Origin of the sequence: Actinomadura sp. KC216, from assembly GCF_004348535.1 — a bacterium.
Taxonomy (GTDB): Bacteria; Actinomycetota; Actinomycetes; order Streptosporangiales; family Streptosporangiaceae; genus Spirillospora.
The window spans coordinates 1-17,495 of the sequence record NZ_SMJX01000172.1; the positions used below are offsets into that span (position 1 = coordinate 1).

The 17,495-nt window shown below is 70.8% G+C and carries 14 protein-coding genes; 6 read left to right on the top strand and 8 right to left on the bottom strand.

Annotated features, from left to right (window positions below; translation table 11 throughout):
• The 4 genes from E1264_RS26220 to E1264_RS26235 all read left to right on the top strand — a co-directional run.
• Positions 1 to 1,301: MFS transporter (locus E1264_RS26220; protein WP_132178047.1), on the top strand; the 1,301-nt coding region annotated here is incomplete at its 5' end.
• The gene (locus E1264_RS26225) at positions 1,298 to 2,317 is read left to right on the top strand and encodes an S-adenosylmethionine:tRNA ribosyltransferase-isomerase (RefSeq protein ID WP_132178049.1); all 1,020 of its coding nucleotides are present in this window, start codon (positions 1,298 to 1,300) and stop codon (positions 2,315 to 2,317) included. The genes E1264_RS26220 and E1264_RS26225, both read left to right, overlap by 4 nt.
• A 234-nt stretch (positions 2,318 to 2,551) precedes the next feature.
• Positions 2,552 to 3,826: a phosphoserine phosphatase SerB gene (serB, locus tag E1264_RS26230; protein WP_132178051.1), complete on the top strand. Its 1,275-nt coding sequence runs from the start codon at positions 2,552 to 2,554 to the stop codon at positions 3,824 to 3,826.
• A 71-nt stretch (positions 3,827 to 3,897) separates the two neighbouring features.
• The gene (locus E1264_RS26235; protein ID WP_132178053.1) at positions 3,898 to 6,147 is read left to right on the top strand and encodes an FUSC family protein; all 2,250 of its coding nucleotides are present in this window, start codon (positions 3,898 to 3,900) and stop codon (positions 6,145 to 6,147) included.
• A gap of 58 nt (positions 6,148 to 6,205) precedes the next feature.
• Here E1264_RS26235 and E1264_RS26240 read toward each other — a convergent pair whose 3' ends face one another.
• From E1264_RS26240 to E1264_RS26255, 4 genes are all read right to left on the bottom strand, one after another.
• Positions 6,206 to 6,673, bottom strand: coding sequence for a histidine phosphatase family protein (locus E1264_RS26240; RefSeq protein ID WP_132178055.1), 468 nt, complete (start codon positions 6,671 to 6,673; stop codon positions 6,206 to 6,208).
• 579 nt (positions 6,674 to 7,252) lie between these two features.
• Positions 7,253 to 9,712 (bottom strand): sodium-translocating pyrophosphatase, encoded by a 2,460-nt coding sequence (locus E1264_RS26245; RefSeq protein ID WP_132178057.1) that lies wholly within the window; start codon positions 9,710 to 9,712, stop codon positions 7,253 to 7,255.
• Positions 9,713 to 10,450: 738 nt separating this feature from the next.
• Positions 10,451 to 10,891, bottom strand: coding sequence for an ATP-binding protein (locus E1264_RS26250; protein ID WP_132178059.1), 441 nt, complete (start codon positions 10,889 to 10,891; stop codon positions 10,451 to 10,453).
• A 16-nt stretch (positions 10,892 to 10,907) separates the two neighbouring features.
• Positions 10,908 to 11,261, bottom strand: coding sequence for an STAS domain-containing protein (locus tag E1264_RS26255; RefSeq protein WP_026402937.1), 354 nt, complete (start codon positions 11,259 to 11,261; stop codon positions 10,908 to 10,910).
• A gap of 250 nt (positions 11,262 to 11,511) precedes the next feature.
• Between E1264_RS26255 and E1264_RS26260 the strand changes: the two genes are divergently transcribed.
• On the top strand, positions 11,512 to 13,821 hold the full coding sequence (locus E1264_RS26260) for a DEAD/DEAH box helicase (RefSeq protein WP_132178061.1): 2,310 nt from the start codon (positions 11,512 to 11,514) through the stop codon (positions 13,819 to 13,821).
• Here the strand turns inward: E1264_RS26260 and E1264_RS26265 are convergent.
• The gene (locus tag E1264_RS26265; RefSeq protein WP_207936232.1) at positions 13,818 to 14,402 is read right to left on the bottom strand and encodes a TetR/AcrR family transcriptional regulator; all 585 of its coding nucleotides are present in this window, start codon (positions 14,400 to 14,402) and stop codon (positions 13,818 to 13,820) included. The genes E1264_RS26260 and E1264_RS26265 overlap by 4 nt on opposite strands.
• A 75-nt stretch (positions 14,403 to 14,477) precedes the next feature.
• On the opposite strand from E1264_RS26265, the gene E1264_RS26270 reads away from it, so the two are divergent.
• Positions 14,478 to 14,894, top strand: coding sequence for a VOC family protein (locus E1264_RS26270; RefSeq protein WP_132178065.1), 417 nt, complete (start codon positions 14,478 to 14,480; stop codon positions 14,892 to 14,894).
• Here the strand turns inward: E1264_RS26270 and E1264_RS26275 are convergent.
• The 3 genes from E1264_RS26275 to E1264_RS46270 form a co-directional block, all read right to left on the bottom strand.
• Positions 14,891 to 15,262, bottom strand: a complete 372-nt coding sequence (locus tag E1264_RS26275) for a hypothetical protein (protein ID WP_132178067.1) — start codon at positions 15,260 to 15,262, stop codon at positions 14,891 to 14,893. The two genes, E1264_RS26270 and E1264_RS26275, sit on opposite strands and share 4 nt — an antisense overlap.
• Positions 15,263 to 15,596: 334 nt before the next feature.
• Positions 15,597 to 16,823: a hypothetical protein gene (locus E1264_RS26280; protein ID WP_132178069.1), complete on the bottom strand. Its 1,227-nt coding sequence runs from the start codon at positions 16,821 to 16,823 to the stop codon at positions 15,597 to 15,599.
• 226 nt (positions 16,824 to 17,049) lie between these two features.
• Positions 17,050 to 17,481 carry an Rv3654c family TadE-like protein gene (locus tag E1264_RS46270; protein ID WP_132178071.1) on the bottom strand — a complete coding sequence of 144 codons (432 nt, stop codon included), beginning with the start codon at positions 17,479 to 17,481 and terminating at the stop codon, positions 17,050 to 17,052.
• Positions 17,482 to 17,495 lie beyond the last annotated feature (14 nt).

Genomic DNA, 17,495 nt, shown 5'->3' on the forward strand with positions numbered 1-17,495 from the left:
GGTTTCGGGGGACGACGTTCGGGATCGTCATGGTCGTCACCTTGCTGGCGTTCGAGAGCATGGCCGTCGGAACCGTGATGCCGCTGGTGGCGGGTGATCTGGACGGGCTGGCGCTGTACGCGTGGGGGTTCAGTGCCACGCTGATCATGAGCCTCCTGTCGACGGTGCTGGCGGGCGGGTGGGTCGACCGGTCCGGGCCCGTGCGGCCGTTCATGATCGGGCTCGGGACGTTCGTCGTGGGGCTCCTGATCGCGGGGGCGGCACCGTCCATGTGGGTGTTCGTCGCCGGGCGGGCGGTGCAGGGCCTCGGGACCGGGGTCTCGCTGGTCGCGATGTACGTCGTGATCGCGCGCGTCTATCCGGAGGAGCTGCGCTCTCGGGTGTTCGCGGCGCTGGCGGCGGCATGGGTCCTCCCCTCGCTGATCGGCCCGGCGGTCGGCGGGCTCATCGCCGAGCATGTGAACTGGCGGTGGGTGTTCCTCGGGCTGGTTCCGCTGGTGATCCCTCCGACGTTGCTGCTGGTGCCCGCGCTGCGCGGCATCAAGACGGTGGAGGCCGCACCGCCGACCGGCAAGGGCCGGTACGTGGCCGCCGTCGCCGTGGCGGCCGGGGCGGGCGCCCTGCTGTACGGGCTGGACAGGCCCGGCTGGACGATGGCGCTCACCGCCGCCGCCGGGCTCGCAGGGCTCGCGTTCGGGCTGCCGCGGCTGCTGCCCGCCGGGACGCTTCGGCTCCGCCGCGGGCTGCCGAGCGTCGTGCTCGTCCGGGGGCTGCTGGCCGGCGCGTTCTTCGGCACCGACGTGTTCATCCCGCTCGCGCTGACCCGGCTGCACGGCTTCAGCGCGACGCAGGCGGGTGTCGTCCTGACGGTCGGGGCGCTCGGCTGGTCGGCGGCGTCGCAGATCCAGGGCAGGTCGAAGCGGTCGCGCGAGTTCTACGCGCTGCTCGGCGCCGTGCTCACCACCGCCGGGATCGTCGCCGTCGCCGTGGCCCTGCAGGTCTCCGGCTGGCTGGCCGTGCCCGCGTGGATCATCGGCGGCGCCGGGATGGGCTTCGCCATCGGCAGCCTCTCCGTCCTGCTCCTCGACCTGTCACCCGAGGACGAGCAGGGCGTCAACTCGTCCTCGCTGCAGATCAGCGACACCCTCGGCTCCTCCCTCGTGGTCGGGGTCGCGGGCGCGCTGGTCGCCGGCTTCGGCGCGGACAGGCTCGGCACGGGCCTCGCCGTCGCCGGAGCGCTGTTCGCCGCGATCGCCGCGTTCGGCGTGATCGCCGCTCTCCGGTTGGAGGCCAGGAAATGACCGTCGAATTCACCCTTCCCAGCGCCCTGGAGGCGCACGAGCCGCCGGAAGCCCGCGGCCGGGCCCGCGACGGCGTAAGGCTCCTCGTCTCGCGCCGCGCCGCCGGTGAGGTCTCCCATCACGAGTTCCGCGAACTGCCCGCACTGCTCACCCCCGGTGACCTGCTAGTCGTCAACACGTCGGCCACGCTGCCGGCCGCGGTCCGGCTCGACAGGATCAGTGTCCACTTCTCGACGCCGGTGCCGGGGGGAGATGAGCGCCTGTGGATAATCGAACTTCGCCGCCTCACCGGGAAGTCCAGCCACCCCTATTCGGGCGGCACCCCCGGTGAGTGGATCCCGCTCCCCGGCGGCGCCAACCTGACCCTTGTCGGACGGCACACGGACCGGCTCTGGCAGGCGCGGCTGAGCACCGATGTCGTCCCCTACCTGCGGCGCTACGGGGTGCCGATCCGGTACGGGTACGTCCGCCGCGACTGGCCGGCCGCCGCCTACCAGACGGTTTTCGCGGGCGATCGATCGACGGGCAGCGCTGAGATGCCCAGCGCGGCCCGCCCGTTCACGCCCGAGCTGGTGACGCGGCTGGTCTCGCGCGGCGTCCTGATGGCGCCGATCACGCTGCACACCGGGGTCGCGTCACCCGAGGCGCACGAGCCGCCGTACGCCGAACGGTACGAGGTCCCCGAACCGACGGCCGCGCTGGTCGAGCACGTCCGCGCGCGCGGCGGCCGGGTGATCGCCGTCGGGACGACCGCCGTCCGCGCGCTGGAGACGGCCGTGGACGCCGCTGGACGCGTCCAGCCGTCCGAGGGGTGGACCGAGCACATCGTGACGCCCGAACGCGGCGTCCGCGCCGTGGACGGCCTCATCACCGGCCTGCACGAGCCCAAGTCGTCCCACCTGATGATGCTCACCGCCATCGCCGGAAGCGAGCTGCTCACCGCCACCTACGAGGCCGCGCTGGCCGAGCGCTACCTCTGGCACGAGTTCGGCGACGCGAACCTCATCCTCCCGTGAGGGCCATGGTTGCGCCCGGACGCTGGGAACCCGGACGCTAGGAACCCGGACGCCGGAGACCCGGACGCTAGCCCCCTGACCCTGGGGCCCCTGATCCTGGGCCCCCTGATCCTGGGCCCCCTGACGCTGGGAACCCTGACGCTGGGAACCCGGACGCTGGGGTTCCGCCACTGCCCTACGGGTGGGGTCGGGCGCACGGGGCGGTTTTCTCGGCCGGTACCGTTGTGAACAGTTATGGACGGGTCAGCGCAGCGCACACTGCTCATCACGCTCACCGGACGCGACCGCCCCGGCGTGACGTCGCGCCTCTTCACCACCCTCGCCGAGTTCCCGCTCACCGTCGCGGACGTGGAGCAGGTCGTGATCAGGGGGAGGCTGGTCCTCGGCGTGCTGCTCGCCTACACCGAGGGCGCCGACATCGGCCGCGTGTGGAACGCCGCCGAACGCGTCGCGAACGACCTCGACATGGAGATCGAGCTGTCCACCGGCCGCAACAAGCGGACGCCGAAGCGCAGCGGTCGGCTGCACGTCACCGTCCTCGGCGCCCCGCTGAAGCCCGCCGCGATGGCCGGGATCTCAGGCCGGATCTCCGCCCACGGCGCCAACATCGACCGCATCGAGCGGCTCGCGCACACGCCCGTCACCTGCATCGAGATGGACGTGTCCGGAGCCGACCCCGACGCCCTCCGCGCGGGCCTCACCGCCGAGGCGGTGCAGCAGCAGGTGGACGTCGCCGTCCAGCAGAGCGGCCTGCACCGCCGCGCCAAGCGCCTCATCGTCATGGACGTCGACTCCACCCTCATCCAGGGCGAGGTCATCGAGCTGCTCGCCGAGCACGCCGGGTGCCTGGACGAGGTCGCCAAGGTCACCGAGGCCGCCATGCGCGGCGAGCTCGACTTCGAGGGCTCCCTCCGCGAACGGGTCGCGCTCCTCGCCGGGCTGGACGCCTCCGCTCTGGAGGACGTCCGCGACAAGGTCCGGCTCGCCGCCGGAGCCCGCACCATGGTCCGGACGCTGAAGCGCCTCGACTACAAGTTCGCCATCGTCAGCGGCGGCTTCACCCAGGTCACCGACGCGCTCGTCGACGATCTCGGCATCGACTACTCCGCCGCCAACACCCTGGAGATCGAGAACGGCAAGATCACCGGCCGGATCGACGGCCCGGTGATCGACCGTGCGGGCAAGGCCACCGCGCTCGAACGCTTCGCCCGCGAGGCCGGCATCCCCATCAGCCAGACCGTCGCCATCGGGGACGGCGCCAACGACCTCGACATGCTCCAGGCCGCCGGGCTCGGCATCGCCTACAACGCCAAGCCGGTCGTCCGGGAGGCCGCCGACACCGCCGTCAACGTCCCGTACCTGGACACGATCCTCTTCCTCCTGGGCATCTCCCACGAGGAAGTGGAAGCCGCCGACGCGCTTGACGTCCGAGGGGCGCCCCACGGGAAGCCCCGTCACGAGCCGGTCGATCCTCACGCCACAACTGAGGCACCCCGCACGACCCCATAACCCTGGCTGAGCGTCAGCGTCGCTCCAAGGCCGCCGTGACGTGACTCGTCCAGGCTGGGTAGACACCGATCATGTTCAGGCGGGCTCGGGGGGCCTACGCCCAGGTCGAGGGGTCTGCGGCGCCCATGTACGGGGTGGCGGCGGCGCTCGCAATAGCCGTGCCGCTGTTCCTCGGGACGCTGACCGGGCACGGCGCGCGGGGGGCGATGATCGCGCTGGGCGCGTACCTGGTCGCGCTTCGCACTCCGGAGGGGCCGTACGGGGCGCGGGCGCGGGACCTCGCGGTCGGGGTGCTGGTGGTGACGCTCGGGTCCACGGTCGGCGGGCTGCTGGCCGGGCACACCTGGCTGGCCGTGGCCGTCGTGCCACCGCTGATCGCGCTCGGCGTCGCCGTCCCGCGGATCGGGCCGACGGCGGGGCTGGCGGTGCTGCTCAGCGCGGTCCGGCCGCCGTCCGCCGACGTCGTCATGATCGGGATCCTGGAGCTGATCGGCGGGTCGCTCACCGCCGGGCTGCTGCTGGCGCCGTGGCCCGCGCGGCGGCTGCGTCCGCTGCGGGCGGCGCTGAGCGAGGCCGCCGACGCGGTCGCGGAGGCGCTGGACGCGGTCGCGCAGGACGTCGCGACCCCCGACAGCAGCCCCCTCGACGAGGTCGACCTCACCAACCCCGACCTGCTCGACGTCATCCGCATCCCCGACTGGGAGGTCAAGCGGCGGGCGGCGTCCGACGCGCTGTCGGCCGCGCGCACCACCTACGGGCTGTACCGGGGCGGACGCGGGAGCGGCGACCCCACCCGGCCCGAGCGGCTGATCGACGCGCTCGGACGCGTCCTGCACGAGACGGTGACGCTCCAGGCCGTCCTGGAGGCCGCCAAGAACTATCCGCCGGACCGCGAGTGGGAGCTGGAGACGCAGACGGCGATCTCGGCGCTCGCGGCGCGGCTGCGGCTGCTGTCCGGCGGCGTCGCCAGCGCGGGCGAGGCACCGCTCGGCCGGGAGGAGTCCGCGGCCGTCCGGCGGATGGGGCGGACCGCCGAGCACATCAGGCGCGCCGGGCTCGCCGGGGACGAGGACCTCATCGCCGTCTCGCTGATCGGGCAGGTGCGCCGGTCGATCGAGCGCATCGCGGGCGAGGTCGCCTCCACCCGCCGGGTCGTCGCGGGCGGGCTGCGGTTCGGGTTCGGCGCGCCCAGGATGCCGGAGACGCTCGACCCGCTGCCGGTGTGGGCCCGCGTGCGCCGCGCCGTCCGCACCCGGTCGCCGATGTTCCGGCAGGTGGCGCGCGTGTTCGTGACGGCCGTCGCGTCGATGGCGCTGACGGCCGCGCTGGGCCTGTCGCACGGGCACTGGCTGACGATCACCGCGATGCTGAGCCTGCGGGCCACCTACGGCGAGACGGTCGAGCACGTCTTCCAGCGCGTCGGCGGCACCGCGGCCGGGTCCGTGATCGCGGCCGTCATCCTGACGCTCGCGCCCGACGAGCCCGCCATCGCGGTGATCATCTTCGGGTTCGCGCTGGCCGGGTTCGCGATGCGCGCGGTGAACTACACCTACTGGGCGCTGTTCGGGACGCCGCTGGCCATGATGCTGCTGGACTACTCAACCCCCGCCGGCTGGCTCACCGCGGGCGAACGGATCGTGCTGACCTTCGCCGGGACGCTCATGACGTATCTCGCCATCCGGCTGCTGTGGCCCGCCGGGCACCTCGAGCGGCTGCCCGTCCAGCTCGGGCGGCAGCTCGGCGCCCTCGCCCGCCTCGTCCGGACGACGGCGGACGTCCTCGCCGGCGAGATCGTCCGGCTCCCGGACGAGACCGTCGCCGCGGCCGGACGGTCGGCGGAGGCCGTCGACCGGACGCGGACCCGGCTCGGCCACGAACGGCTCCCCGACACCGAGCTGATCGACGAGCTCGGCACCGCCGTGGACGCCGCGCACCGCACCCGCGACCACCTCATCGCCGTCGCGCGGCTGTCCCGCGAGGAGGCCGTGGACACCGGCCCGATCCCCGAGATCCTCGACCGCCTCGCCGACGAGCTGGAGGAGGCCGCCGAGCAGCTGGAGGACCCGGAGAACCTCGACCCGAAGGGCGCCCTGCCCGCCGAGGAGCTCAGCGAGGAGCTCGCCGACCTCGACACCCACCTGTCCACGCTCACCCGCCGCCGCCGCGCCGAGATCAAGTCGGGCGCCGTAGGGGACGGGTTCACCCCCGTCCAGAACGCCCTCTTCCAGGTCTCCGGGATCCGCTACACGATCCGAGCGCTCCGCCGGGACACGGGAACGGTCATCGAGTCCTCCCTCGCCGCCGCCCAGCCACGCACCTGACCGCACCGCGCCCGCGCCGCGCCTCACCGCTACGCGTCTTCGCGTCGCGCCGCGGGGTTCAGTCCTTCGGGGTGCGGGCGGTGCGGAGCGTTCCGAGGCCGGGGCGGACGTCCGCCCACGCGCCGGGCAGGTCGATCACCGCGAGCGCGCAGGTCGGGAAGGCGTCCGGCGCCTCCCCGGCCAGATCATGGACGAGCTGGTGCACGGACGGGTTGTGCCCGACGAGCAGCACGCGTCCGGCGTCGTCCGATGACCGGACGGCGAGATCGAGAAGCTCGTCGGGGTCGTTGTCGTAGATCCCGGACTCGAAGCTCACCTCGGCGTCGACGTCCAGCAGCGCCAGCGTCTCCCGCGTCCGCGCCGCCGTCGAGCACAGCACCAGATCGGGGACCAGATCGTTCGCCCGCAACCACTCCCCGGTCGTCGCGGCGTCGCGCCGCCCCCGGTCGTTGAGGGTGCGGTCGATGTCGGGAATCCCCAGCCCGGCGACGGCCTTGGCGTGACGGAGAACGATGAGCGTCGGCATTATCTGATTGTATTTCTCTCCTCCTTCGGGCCCTGGGGCCCTCCATCGTCGAGAAATACGGGCGATCGCTGGCATCGCTCCGACTCGCCTGGCGGCTCGCTGCGCGATCAGGTTCTCGCTTCGCTCGAACCTGCCTTCGAACGCTTGTTTCACCCCCATGGCTACGCCCCACCACCCCCCAGCGCGATGGCTTGGGTTGTTGCGTGGCTGCGGCGGTGGTTGCTGTCACCGCTCATCGGAATACCGCTCGTTGCCGCTCATCGGGGTACCGCTCGTTGCTGTCGCCGCTCAATCGGATACCGCTCAACGCCGGTGCGTTGTCATGGCTGTGCGGGGGCGGCCATACGCTGTAGCTGACGCGCAAACGCGTCCACGGATCGAAAGCATGGGAAAGCGGGAGGCGCTGTGGCGAGCGGCGGCGGCAAGTCGACGATGTCGGGGCCCAAGGGCTTCGCGCTCATGCTCGGCGTGATGCTCGGCATCATCCTCGCCCTCTGGGGTCTGGCCGCCCTCGTCGCCCCCTAGCCAAACCAAAAGGGGCCGGTGGCGTGCTGCCACCGGCCCCTCTGGTTGGACGGGTCAGGCCTTATTGGCGGACGATTCCTCGCTGCCCGACTCGGCCGGGGTGCCGTTGGCGTCGGCGCCGACCGCCGCCTCCTCCGGAGCGCCCTCCTCGACGGCGCCGCCCTTGGCCTCGCCGCTCTCCGTCGCGGACGGCGCCGGGGCGCCACCCGCGATGGCGGGCTCGGCGATCGGGTCCGCGCGCCGCTTGGAGACCAGGATGGCCGCCACCACGACGGCGACGGACAGGGCGGTCACCACGACGCGCAGGACGGTGTTGCCCGCGTACGTCACGACCGCGGGCGCGATCAGCAGCGCGACCAGGTTCATCACCTTGATCAGCGGGTTGATGGCGGGGCCCGCGGTGTCCTTGAACGGGTCGCCGACCGTGTCGCCGATGATGGTGGCCTCGTGCGCGTCGCTGCCCTTGCCGCCGAGGTGGCCCTCCTCGACGAGCTTCTTTGCGTTGTCCCAGGCGCCGCCGGAGTTGGCGAGGAACACCGCCATCAGGACGCCGGCCGCGATCGCGCCGCCCAGGTACGCGCCGAGCGGTGCGTAGCCGAGCGCGAAGCCGACCGCGATCGGGGTCATGATCGCCAGCAGGCCGGGGGTGGCGAGCTCGCGCTGCGCGTCCCGGGTGCAGATGTCCACGACCCGGTCGTAGTCGGGCTTCTCGGTGTAGTCCATGATCCCGGGCTTGGTGCGGAACTGCTCGCGCACCTCGATCACGACCCGTCCGGCCGCGCGGCCGACCGCCGAGATCGCCAGACCGGAGAACATGAACACGACCGCGGCGCCGATGATCAGCCCGATCAGCACGTTCGGGTTGTCGATCGACAGGCTGAACGCGCTGAAGTCGCCGAGCGCGTCCTTGGCGTCGTCGGACGCGTCGTTCAGCGCGGAGATCACCGTCGTCCGGAAGGATCCGAACAGCGCGGTCGCGGCGAGGACCGCCGTCGCGATCGCGATGCCCTTGGTGATCGCCTTGGTGGTGTTGCCGACGGCGTCGAGCCGCTCCAGGATGGACGCGGCCTCGCCCTGGACGTCCCCGGACATCTCGGCGATGCCCTGGGCGTTGTCGGAGACGGGACCGAAGGTGTCCATCGACACGATCACGCCGACCGTGGTCAGCAGCCCGGTACCGGCCATCGCCACCGCGAACAGCGCGACGGTGGTGTTGCCGAAGCCGAGCAGGAACGCCCCGTAGACGGCGCCGCCGATCACGAGCGCGGTGTAGACGGCCGACTCCAGGCCGAGCGAGATGCCGGACAGGATGACGGTCGCGGGGCCCGTCCGGGCGCTGTTGGTGACCTCCTGGACGGGCTTGCGGTTCGTCTCGGTGAAGTACCCGGTGAGCAGCTGGATCGCGCTCGCCAGCACGATGCCGATGATGACGGCGCCGAGCGCCACGATGCGCGGATCGGCGTCCAGGCCCCTGATCTCGGGGTCGGTGACGCCGGACAGGTCGGCGAACGACGACGGCAGGTACGCGAACGCGGCGATCGCGACGAGGATCGCCGAGATCGCCGCCGAGATGAAGAAGCCCCGGTTGATCGCGGTCATGCCGGAACGGTCGCCGTCGCGGGGCGCCACGGCGAAGATCCCGATCACCGCGGTGATGACGCCGATCATCGGGACGATCAGCGGGAACACCAGGCCCTCGGTACCGAACGCCGCGGTGCCGAGGATCAGCGCCGCGACGAGCATCACGGCATACGACTCGAACAGGTCGGCGGCCATGCCGGCGCAGTCGCCGACGTTGTCGCCCACGTTGTCGGCGATGGTCGCCGCGTTGCGCGGGTCGTCCTCCGGGATGCCCTGCTCGACCTTGCCGACCAGGTCGGCGCCGACGTCGGCGGCCTTGGTGAAGATGCCGCCGCCGACTCGCATGAACATGGCGAGCAGCGCGGCACCGAAGCCGAAGCCCTCCAGCACCTTCGGCGCTTCGCCCTGGTAGGCGAGGACGACGACGGCCGCGCCGAACAACCCGAGGCCGACGGTGAACATGCCGGCGACGCCGCCGGTGCGGAACGCGATCCGCATCGCCTTCTTCTCGCCGTCCTTCTCCCGGGCGGCGGCGGCGACGCGGACGTTCCCGCGGACCGCCAGCCACATGCCGGTGAAGCCGGTGACGGCGGAGAACAGCGCGCCGATGACGAAGAAGACCGAGCGTCCGATCCGCTCACCGGTCGAATCGGCGGGGAGCAGCAGCAGGACGAGCGGGATCAGGACGACGAAAACCGCGACCGTTCGGAACTGGCGTTTCAGATAGGCACCCGCGCCCACCTGAACGGCCCGCGCGATCTCTTGCATCTTGTCGGTGCCCTGGCCCGCGGCCAGAACATCGCGCACGAGACCCGCGGCGACGGCCAGTGCCAACAGTGCGATCACAGCGACGACGACGACCAGTGAGAGGTCGCCGCCGCCGAGATCCACTTCTGCGCTGGCCGGGCTTGACAGGGAAAGCCCAGCAGACATCCATCCTCCTCGACAGGGGTGTTGCGATCTGGACCGTCCGGTCAAAGACGATCTTTACCGCGTTACCCCGCGAGTCATGATTTCGAACGCCTCGCACGGCAGCGCGGGTCCCGGGAGTCTACGCACGCGGCACTCGAATGTTAAGGCCGCACGGCCCTTCAAGAGGATGTCGCCGAATTGCAACAGACGATACGCCGGAATTTGCCGGATAAGCCGCCGCACGGGGCATCTCCGCAGGTCAACAGGGGTTAGCCCACTATTACCCTGCGGCCACATCGACATGCGCGCACCACTGCGGACGCATCGGCGACCCCGCCGATGCCCTATTCAAGCTAGGCATTAACACGGAATATGTCCAGACCCAAATCGGGAGAAGCTAGATCGGCTTCCCGGGATTCTCACAACACCCACCTCACTGACCCCACCAGCCCAGCAGCACAGGACGCCAAAGGCCACCGGAGGCAGGACGAGAACGCCCGCCAGGAGCAGACCGGCGAAGCCCCGCCGAGGCGAGGATGGTGGGCAGCGAGGTCGCGCCGAGGCCGGACGGCGAAGCCCGCCGGGAGCTGTACGGCAAAGCACGCCGGGCGGAGCGGGACAGGACGGCAAAGCACGCCGGGGCCGGACGGGTGAAGACCTGGCCGGAGCGGGACCGCGACGGTGTGCTGGCGGGGGCTGGACGGCGAAGGCCTCGCCCGGGTGGGCGAGGCCTTCGGTCGTTTGCGGGCGGCGGGCGCGTCAGATGGTCGCCTCGGCTTCGGCCGGCCAGCTCATCCGTATCTGGACCCCCTTGGGCGTCGCGGCGATCTCCACGTCGTCGGCGAGGCCGGCGATGACGGCCAGTCCCAGCTCGGCGGTGCCCTCCCCCAGGCCGAACTCGAAGTCGGCCGCGTCCGGGTGCGTCGGGAGGCCGCCCGTCGCGTCATCACCGGGGACGGTGTCGCTCACGGTCACCTCGAAGCGGCGGTCGGCGCCGCTCAGCTCAAGGCGGACGGGCTCGTCCGGGCAGTGCCGGCGGTGCGCCTCCACGGCCCGCGAGCACGCCTCGCCGACCGCGAGCCTGACCTCGTCCAGCAGCGCTTCAGCGACGCCGCTGCGGCGGGCCACGGCCGTCACGATCAGCCGGGCGGTGCGGACGTGGACGGGCAGCGCACTGAAGGACAGTTCAACGGTCGCCATCTCAGATTCAGGCCGCCTACTTGGCGCCCTTGCGCTTCTCCTCGGCATCGGCGATCGAGTCGTGGATGCCGAAGACCTTGGTCAGCCCCGTGATCCGGAAGATCTTGAGGATGCGCTCCTGGGTGCACACCAGTTCCAGCGACCCGTCGTGGGCGCGCACCCGCTTGAGCCCGCCGACGAGGACGCCGAGCCCGGTGGAGTCGAGGAACTCCACCTTCTCCATGTCCACGAGCAGGTGGAACTTCCCCTTGTTGACCAGGTCGATGAGCTTCTCGCGAAGCTTCGGCGCCGTGTAGACGTCGATCTCGCCCTCCACGTTGATGACGGTGAGGCCATCGTCGGTGGTGTAGTCGTTCACCTTCAGGTCCACAGATCCTCCAGCGCGCCGTGCAGCACTATCCGATCTCGATTTTCCCAGCCCCCGGGAGGTGGCCGTGCGTCGAGACTTCGCCGTGATTCAACCACGCTCCGGCGTCGTGCACGCACGTTATCGCCCACACGGACGAAAGTTCGCGCCGTCCCGTTTGACCTGCTGATCTAATGGCCAGGGCAGGGGGGACGGGCCCACCGGCGCCGGGGCGTTCCCGTAGTTTTGCCCCGGCTGGCAAACTGAAAACCTGATGGGCGTCCAAAGATCCTCACCCCCGCTCGACCGGCTTCTCGCCGATCCCACGCGACGCGAACGCATCACCCATGTGGAGAACGTTCCCGCACGTCAGGGCCGTCGTGCCGGATGGCCTGCCTGGTCGCCACCGCTGCTGGTCGAACGGCTGGCCGCGGCCGGCATCGAGGCCCCGTGGGAACACCAGGCCGCCGCGGCCGAACACGCCCGGGCGGGACGCTCTGTGATCATCGCCACAGGGACCGCGTCCGGAAAATCGCTGGCCTACCTGCTGCCTTCCGTCGAGGCCATCTATAAGGAGGAGAACCCTCGGCACGAGGGGACCATCCTCTACCTGTCGCCGACGAAGGCGCTGGCGGCCGATCAGCTCCGGGCGCTCCGCTCGCTGCACCTCACGCGGGTGCGGGCGGCGACATACGACGGTGACACGCCGCAGGACGAACGCACCTGGATCCGGCAGCACGCGAATTACGTCCTGACAAATCCGGATATGTTGCACCGGTCGATCCTGCCGAGCCATTCCCGCTGGTCATCGTTCCTGCGCCGGCTCCGCTACATCGTGATCGACGAGGCGCACGGATACCGAGGGGTCTTCGGGTCGCACGTCGCGCAGGTCCTGCGCCGGTTGCGTCGGCTCTGCGCCCGCTACCACGCCGACCCGACGTTCATCCTCGCGTCCGCCACCACGTCCGAGCCCGAGACGACCGCCTCCCGCCTCACCGGCCTGGACGTCGTCGCCGTAGACGACGACGCCTCCCCACGCGGCCCGGCGACGTTCGCGCTCTGGGAGCCGCCCCTAACAGAACTGCGCGGCGAGCACGGCGCCCCCATCCGCCGTACAGCCACCGCCGAAGCGGGTGACCTTCTGGCCGACCTGGTCGTAGAAGGGGTTCAGACGCTCGCGTTCGTCCGCTCTAGGCGCGGGGCAGAGTCGGTAGCACTCAGCGCCAAGCGCGCGCTACACGAGGTTGCTCCCGCCCTTGCCGACCAGGTCGCCGCCTACCGCGCCGGCTATCTCCCCGAGGAACGACGCGCTCTCGAAGCCTCTTTGCGCTCCCGTTCGCTCATCGGCCTGGCGAGCACGAACGCCCTAGAACTCGGTGTGGACGTCTCCGGACTCGACGCCGTCCTCGTCTGCGGCTGGCCCGGCACCCGCGCGTCCCTCTGGCAGCAGGCCGGACGCGCCGGACGTTCCGGTCAAGCGTCCCTTTCCGTCCTGGTGGCCCGGGACGACCCCCTCGACACCTTCCTCGTCCACCACCCAGAGGCGATCTTCGGCACACCCGTCGAAGCCACCGTCCTCGACCCGGACAACCCCTACGTCCTAGAACCGCACCTCTGCGCCGCGGCGGCGGAAATGCCCCTCACCGAGGACGACATCCCGCTCTTCGGCCCGTCCACCGCCGACCTCCTCCCCGACCTGGTCCGCCGCGGCTTCCTCCGCCGCCGCCCCGCCGGCTGGTACTGGACGCGCCGCGACAAGGCCGCCGCCCTCGCCGATATCCGAGGCGCAGGCGGCGAACCCATCCAGGTGGTCGAATCGGGCACCGGCCGCCTGCTCGGCACGGTCGACGAGGCGTCCTCGCACACCACCGTCCACGACGGCGCCGTCTACATCCACCAAGGCGAATCGTTCATCGTCCAGACCCTCGACCTGGACGACTCCGTGACCCTTGTCGAACCCGCCGACCCCGACTACTCGACCACGGCCCGCGACGTCACCGACATCACCATCGTCGAACGGCTCCGCTCCCGCTCCTGGGGCGAGGCCACCCTCTGCTTCGGCACGGTCGAAGTGACCCGCCAGGTCGTCGCCTACCAGATGCGCCGCCTGCAAACAGGCGAGATGCTCGGCGAGAAACCCCTGGACCTCCCACCTCGCACCCTCCGCACCCGCGCCGTCTGGTGGACGCTCTCCGAAGCCCAGATCGCCCGCCTGGACGACGTCGACCTCGACCTCACCGGCTCCGCCCACGCCGCCGAACACGCCGCCATCGGCCTGCTCCCCCTCTTCGCCACGTGCGACCGCTGGGACATCGGAGGCGTGTCCACGGCCGTCCACCCGGACACGGGCCTCCTCACCGTGTTCGTGTACGACGGCCACGAGGGCGGCGCGGGCTTCGCCGAACGCGGCTACGCCGACGCCCCCACCTGGCTCCGCGCGACCCGCGACGCGATCGCGTCCTGCGAGTGCGACACCGGCTGCCCGTCCTGCATCCAGTCCCCGAAATGCGGCAACGGCAACGAGCCCTTGGACAAGCAAGGCGCCCTGGTCCTCCTGGACATCCTCCTAACCGAGGCCCCCTAGACGCGTAGGGCGTCGAGCATGGTTGCCAGGGGCGCCCACACCTCGTCCAGACCGGCTTCGGGATCAGCGGACGCGGCCAGCCACAGCGCCGCCTCGTTCATCGCGCCGGACAGCAGATGGGTCAACGGAGCGACCGGCTGGGGAGCGATGATCCCCTCCGCGATCAACTCGCCGATCACGTCGGCGAGGTGGCCGGCCGAGCCGGACTCGTCCATCGCCCGCCACTCGTGCCAGCCCAGCAACGCCGGACCGTCCACGAGCATGATCCGCTGGACGTCCGGGGCCGTGCTGGCGGTGAGGAACGCCCGGCAGCCCGCCGTGAACCGCGCCCAGACGTCGTCCTCGGCGTCGGCGGTCTGCGCCACCGTCCGGGACACCTCTTCCTGAACCTGCTCCAGGACGGCCCGGAACAGTTCGGCCTTGCTCTGGAACAGGTGGTAGAGCGCGCCTTTGGTGACCCCGGCCGCACCGACGATCTCCGAGAGAGACACCTCGCCGTACCCCCGCGTGGCGAACAACCGCCTGCTCTCGCGCAGCAGCGCCGCCCGCGTCTGCTCCCGCTGCCGAACCCTGACGTTCACGCTTCCTCCTTGACATACCACCGGTATGTAAGGTTAGCCTGGTTCACATACCAACGGTATCTGAAGGGAGCACCCATGCAACTGACCAGCTTCTACCCGGTGATCTGCACGCCCCGTCTCCAGGAATCCCACCGCTTCTACACCGAACTGCTGGGCTTCGACACCACCTTCGAAGCCGACTGGTACGTGAGCCTGCGCCGCCCCGGAACGTCCCCCTACGAACTAGCCCTGCTCGACTACACCCATCCAACGCTGCCGGACGCCTACCGCACCCCCGTCCAGGGGCTCCTCCTGAACTTCGAAGTCGAGGACGTGGACGCCGAATGGGAACGGCTCGTCGTCCAGGGCGGCCTGCAGCCCGAACTCCGGCTACGCAGCGAGGACTTCGGGCAGCGTCACTTCATCATCGCCGACCCCAACGGGGTCCTCATCGACGTCATCACGCCCATCGCCCCGACCGCGGCCTACGCGGAGCAGTACACGACCTCTTAGTTCGGAGCGACCCGCTGCGCCGGAACCGGCTGCTGATCGTCCATCCCGCGCCGCGCCTGGGCCAGCGCCTGCTGCAGCTTCCGCCGCTCCAGCTCCAGAGTCTGCAGGGACTCCTCGTGCTCGTCCCGCAGGTCCCGCAGCTCCCGCCGCATGCTGAGCGCACGCTTGAGGCCCAGCGTCACGATCATGACGCCCACCATGAACACGATCGCCACGACGGCGCCGGCCATGAACACGTGCCACTGGTCGGTGATCCCCGGCACCTCGTCCCCGAACACGGTCATCTGGGCGTCGCCTGTGTTGTCCAGCACCGCCGCGACGCTCACCGCGACCGCGGCGAGTATCACGATCAGCCCCAAGAAGATCATGCGGAGGGTCTCCTCTCCATCGGGCCCCTTCCCCGAACGGGACAAGACCGAAGTCTCGGACGACAGGCACGCATAGCCGGACGACCCGGGCGGGTCCGACTGGCAAGGCAGCCTAGACCCTGCCCCAAACCACCCGCCAGCCCAACTTGATCACCAGCACATCCCCCAGCCCAGAAGCCAAGCCACCAAACTCAGCCCCGGCCAAGCTCCGTTGATACCGCTGGCGCGCGCCACAACCCATGAAGCGGCCGATCCTGCCGACGCCCGGCACCCGCGCCTCCGGTTTTACCGGCGGAGTTGGCCGCTCTGCACTGTGTGTGCAACCTGGGGGCGGTTACTTGCGGCGGCGGCCGTGCTTGGGCCTGGTGATGGAGGGGGACCGCGCGATGCGGACGTTCACGCCGCTGGAACGTTTGCCGAGCGATGCGGGACGGCGCGTGGCCTTCGCCACGCTCGGCGATGGATCGACGGCCTTCGCATCACCAGCGGCCGGGACGCTCTCCTCCGCCCCCTCCTTGGCCTTCTCGGCAACGGACATGACCGGGGCCGTCTTGGCGCGAGCCTCGGCGCGGGCGATGTGCCGGCGGGCCTGGCTGACCCGCTTCCGGCCGGTTCCGCTGCGCGCGATGCGGGCCGCCATGCCGTTCTTGCTCATCCCGGCCTGGGCAACGCGCAAGCGGCGCGTCCAGGTCCCGAGATGCGCGGCGGCGATCAGCAGGACCAGCGCGATGCCCACGCTCTTGCCCCACTGGAGCCGGTCGGTCGCCGCAACGTTCTGAGCCGTCGGCGAATCGGCGGCGATCTGCGGCGCAGGGTAGGCGAAGCCGGGTGTCGCCCCATCCGGCTGGACGGACGGGAGCGTGACCGGCGACTCGTTGTTGAACGGCGTCAGCGGGTTTCCGGTCCCAGGCACTCCGCTCCCCGAAGGGAGGGACGGCGCGGCGCCCCCGGGCAGCGCGGCGGAACCGGCGACCGTGGCGCTCGCGGTGACCGTGCCCGAAGACAGCGACCCACCCGATCCAGAAGGGCGCTGTGCCCGGACGCCCACGGACACCGGCCCGCTCGACCTCGTGATCGAAAGGCTGGTGGAACAGCTCGTCCCCGAACAGAGCGAGCCGACCGAGCCTGACGCGGACTCGACACCGGAACCCGAGAGCGCGTAGCCGCTGAGGTCGTCCTCGACACCGCGGTTCCACTTCACCACGAGCTTGCTGCCGGACACCCTCGCCGCCACCCCGGTCGGCGCGGCCGGGGCGATGCGCACCTGGAAGGTGCTGTCGTCGTAGACACGACCGGTCTGCTTGCCCCTCAGGTAGACCGTATAACTGCCGTTTCGGCGGATCGGGAACGTCCCGGACAGGCTGCCCGTGAGGAACCGCTCCTGTAGGAACCTGTCACCGATCCCGGGGCCCTTGACCCACAGCTGCATCGTGAGCGCGAGATCGAAGCGAGCTCTGGCGGTCAGCTGGGAGCCGCTCGTGACGACCGTGCCGTTCGCCGGGGCGGTGACGCCCGTCGAGGCGGCCTGCGCGGGGACAGCTGCGAGTACCGGGACACCCATCGCAAGTGGCGCCGCTAGTGCGACCGCACCGATCCTGCGAGTGATGGTCACGGCCTCAATCCCTTCGACAACGTCCTGCTCATCCCGTCCCGCCGAGGACCTGCGGGACGTCATCGCGCCGAATGATAACTACGTGCTTACGGCACAGTAACGTACCACCGGGTAGCAAAGGTCGCAGAGAGAGGACAAAGAGCCAGATGTTTCATCCTCTGACCCCCTCCCCGCCCTATTGACACTCAGTGCAACGAGCCGTATCGCGCCAGGCTACGCCGTTTCCACCCACAGGGCCAGCCCGTGCCCGAGACACCCCCTTCAACGCGCCGATCCCCATAGGCACGATCACGTCCACCGTCACCGAGACCTCCACGACGTCTCCTTCCACCTGACAGCGCACCAGCCGCGCCCCGGACCCGACCGCAACACTCTCTGCCCTCCCGCACGCGCCTCCGTCACCCGCTGCCACCTGCGCTGCCCCCGCCAACGCCGCCAGATCAGCCGCCGCATTCGCCCGATGCCGGGCTCCGCGCACCCCGCCGACCGCGACAGCGGCAATCCCGCCAACCCAGATCCACCGTGCTGTGCACGGCCCACCTGGGACGCTTCGACCGCCTGGACTTCCCGCCAGTGGCCGGCGCCGACGACGCCCCGAGCCGTTCATGTCGCTGGCGCTGC